The organism is Kitasatospora sp. MY 5-36, assembly GCF_001182915.1.
In the GTDB taxonomy this organism is placed as follows: domain Bacteria; phylum Actinomycetota; class Actinomycetes; order Streptomycetales; family Streptomycetaceae; genus Kitasatospora.
Genome location: NZ_LFVW01000913.1, coordinates 1 through 3,379 on the forward strand (window position 1 = coordinate 1; position 3,379 = coordinate 3,379).

Annotated in this window: 3 protein-coding genes; 2 read left to right on the forward strand and 1 reads right to left on the reverse strand. The window is 74.1% G+C overall.

Annotation, left to right across the window (positions count from 1 at the left end; genetic code table 11):
• Window positions 1-260: 260 nt before the first annotated feature.
• On the forward strand, window positions 261-1,343 hold the full coding sequence (locus AE652_RS38110; RefSeq protein WP_053112528.1) for a nitrous oxide reductase family maturation protein NosD: 1,083 nt from the start codon (window positions 261-263) through the stop codon (window positions 1,341-1,343).
• 66 nt (window positions 1,344-1,409) lie between these two features.
• A complete protein-coding gene (locus AE652_RS38115; protein WP_049659928.1) occupies window positions 1,410-2,444 on the forward strand; it encodes a methyltransferase in 1,035 nt (344 codons plus the stop codon).
• 113 nt (window positions 2,445-2,557) lie between these two features.
• On the opposite strand, the gene AE652_RS38120 is transcribed toward AE652_RS38115, so the two are convergent.
• Window positions 2,558-3,253, reverse strand: a complete 696-nt coding sequence (locus AE652_RS38120) for a class F sortase (RefSeq protein ID WP_049659930.1) — start codon at window positions 3,251-3,253, stop codon at window positions 2,558-2,560.
• Window positions 3,254-3,379 lie beyond the last annotated feature (126 nt).

Below are 3,379 nucleotides of genomic sequence, written 5' to 3' on the forward strand. Positions count from 1 at the left end.
CGCCCGAGGTCGTCGCGCGCCCCGCCCGACCACCCGCTGCCGCGCCACGCCGGGCCCGTCCCACCCCTGGTCGACGCCCCGTCAGCCCCGCAGCCCAGCCCTGGTGGCGGGCCCACCGGGCCGCCCGTAGCGTCGACACGGCCGCAACCACCGGCCGTCACCGCCCGCGCACAGCGCGTCAGCCCCACCGCTGGACCGAGCGGAAGACCACCGCACCCGTACGAGCGCCGCGCGCGCCGAAAGGAAACAGGTCACCACTCATGCCCACGCGACGGGTCCACCACCTCGCCGCGGCCACCGCCGCCGCCACCGCCCTGACCACCGTCCTCACCTCGCTGGCCGCCGCCCCCGCGGCCCACGCCGTCCCCCGCTTCCCGCTGCACTTCGTCCAGCCCGGCGAATCGATTCAGCAGGCCGTCGACGCCGCCCGGCCCGGCGACACCGTCCAACTGCTCCCCGGCACCTACCAGGGCAGCGTCCGCATCACCACCCCCCGCCTCACCCTGCGCGGCTTCGGCGACGAGAGCGTGATCACCCCCGGGGACGGCGGCGAGAACGCCTGCGCCACCGCCGGGCACGGCATCTGCGTGGTCGGCACCGAGGAGGACCCGCTGTCCGACGTCAGGATCGACAGCCTCGCCGTCACCGGCTTCCGCAAGAACGGCATCGACGCCAGCGGCACCACCCGCCTGACCGTCCGCGGCACCTACGTCCACGACAACGGCCAGCAGGGCATCAGCCAGGAGATGTCCACCCGCGCCGTCATCCGCGGCAACCGCTCGGCCGACAACGGCCAGTCCGGCGTCTTCCTCGCCAACTACGCCTACCGCGAGGGCGGCTCGCCCGACACCGGCGGCACCGTGGTCGAGGGCAACGAACTGACCGGCAACCGGGTCGGCGTCACCGTCCGCCGGCTGCGCGGGCTGGCCGTCCAGTCCAACGGGATCAGCGGCAACTGCGCCGGCGTCTTCGTGGTCGGCGACGAGGGCGTGCCCCGCGCCGGGGACCTCGACGTCCGGGACAACTCCGTCATCGGCAACAACAAGTTCTGCCCGGCCAACCCGCGCCTGGGCGCCATCCAGGGAGCCGGCATCGTCCTCACCGGCACCGAGGACACCCGGGTGACCGGCAACGAGGTGCGCGACAACACCGGCACCTCGGACTTCTCCGGCGGCATCGTCCTGTTCAAGAGCGTCGTCGGCGTCGCCAACGCCCGCGCCGTGATCGCCGACAACGAGCTGAGCGGCAACGGTCCGGCCGACCTCGCCGACCGCGACTCCGGCACCGACAACACCTTCGCCCGCAACACCTGCGGGCGCTCCGAGCCGGCCGGCCGCTGCTGAGCCCCGGTACCCCCTCGCCGCCCGCCGCCGCACCAGGAACTCCCTAGGACCCGAGGAAACCCAGCCATGACCACCGCACCCGTCCATACCAGCCCCCAGGCCGCGATGCGCCTGCGCGAGCTCGTCTTCGGCGCCGCCTGCGCCGCCGCCGTCCGCGCGGCCGCCCGGCTCGGCGTCGCCGACGTGCTCGGCGACACCCCGGCCACCGTGACCGACCTCGCCGTCGCCCTCGACACCGAGCCCCGCCAACTGCGCCGCCTGCTGCGCGCGCTCGCCTGCTACGGGCTCTTCGCGCCGAGCGGCGACGACCGCTTCGAGCACACCGAGATGTCCCGGCTGCTGCGCGAGGACGCCCCCAACTCGCTGCGCTACATCTCCCTCTGGTGCACCGAGCCGTGGACCTGGGAGGCCTGGCCGAAGCTGGACGAGGCGGTCCGCTCCGGCCGCAACGTCTTCCCCGACCTGTTCGGCAAGGAGTTCTTCGACTACCTGCACAGCGACGCGGGCGACTCGGCGAAGGTCTTCGACAAGGCGATGACCACCTCCAGCCGGCAGTCCGCCGAGGACTTCGCCGACTACCTGGACCTCACCGGCATCGACTCGGTGGCGGACATCGGCGGCGGCCAGGGCCACGTGCTCGCCAGCCTGCTGGAGAAGCACCCGGCGCTGCACGGCACCCTGCTCGACCTGCCCAAGGTGGTGGCGGGTGCCGACCCCCGGCTCCAGGACGGCGGCGCCTTCTCCGCCCGGGCCCGCCTCGTCCCGGGCGACTGCCGGACGGAGATCCCGGTCCGCGCCGACCTCTACATCATCAAGAACATCCTGGAGTGGGACGACGACAGCACCCGCCGCACCCTCGCCAACGTGGTGAAGGCGGCCGGCTCCGGCGCCCGCGTGGTGGTGGTGGAGAACCTGGTCGACAACAGTCCCTCGATGCGCTTCACCACCGCGATGGACCTGATGCTGATGCTCAATGTGGGCGGTGCCAAGCACTCCGAGGAGAGCATGGTCGGGCTGATGGCGGAGGCCGGACTGGTGGTCACCGCGGTCAACCCGGTCAACCCCTACCTGCACGCCTTCGAGGCCGTCGTGAGCGGCTGAGCCGACCCCTGCACGCCCCCGCACACCTCCGTACGACGAGAACGGACCGTACGCCCAGAACGACCGCCGGCCCCCGGACATCGGGGGCCGGCGGTCGTCGTGCGCGGGCCGGGTCAGGCGGGGTGCGAGGACTCCAGGTGGGCGAAGACCACCACGTTGTCCAGGTAGTCCCGCCGCTTCTTGTCGTACGCGCCGCCGCAGGTGATCAGCCGGAGCTGGGCGTCGGGGGTCCTGCCGTAGACCCTGGCGTCGGGGAAGGCGTTCTTGGCGAAGGTCTCCACCGAGTCCACCGAGAACACCGCGACCGTCCCGTCCGCGCGGCTCACCTCGACCTTGTTGCCCGGCAGCAGGAAGCTCAGCAGCAGGAACACCGCCGGGCCCTTGGTGGTGTCCACGTGCCCGGCCAGCACCGCGCTGCCGCGCTCGCCGGGGGTGACGCCGTCCCGGTACCAGCCGACCAGGTTCTTGTCGTCCGGCGGCGGCGCGTCGAGCTGGCCCGCGGGGTTGAGGGCCAGCTCGGTGAACGGCGCGTCGACGGCGATCTGCGGGATCCGCAGCCGGGTCGGCTTGGCGCGTTGGAGCGCGGGCGCCCCCGGGGCGGCGGCCGGGGCCGCCGGGTCCGGGGCGCCGGCACCCGCCGGCCCGGGGACGGCCGGGGCGGCGGCCGCCGGGGGAGCGGGCCTGCCGTCCTCCACGCCCGCGTCCGACCGGGTGTCCACCGAGTTGTAGATCAGCAGCAGCCCGACCGCTGCCGTGCCCATCCCCGCGCGCAGCAGCCGGGGCATTCCAGAGGCGGGACCGCCCGTCATTCCTCTCCTCCGCTCAACCGGTTCCGCGACGGCCCGCCGCCCCCGGTGCGCCCGCCCCGTGCGGGCGGGCGCCCGGAGGCGGCGGAAGCAGGGTGCCCGGCGTCAGGCGACCGCGCCGGAGGCACG

Excerpts from the sequence above, each read along its gene's own strand:
- AE652_RS38115 (WP_049659928.1), top strand. The coding sequence starts at position 1,410 with ATGACCACCGCACCCGTCCATACCAGCCCCCAGGCCGCGATGCGCCTG.
- AE652_RS38110 (WP_053112528.1), top strand. The coding sequence starts at position 261 with ATGCCCACGCGACGGGTCCACCACCTCGCCGCGGCCACCGCCGCCGCC.
- AE652_RS38120 (WP_049659930.1), bottom strand. The coding sequence starts at position 3,253 with ATGACGGGCGGTCCCGCCTCTGGAATGCCCCGGCTGCTGCGCGCGGGG.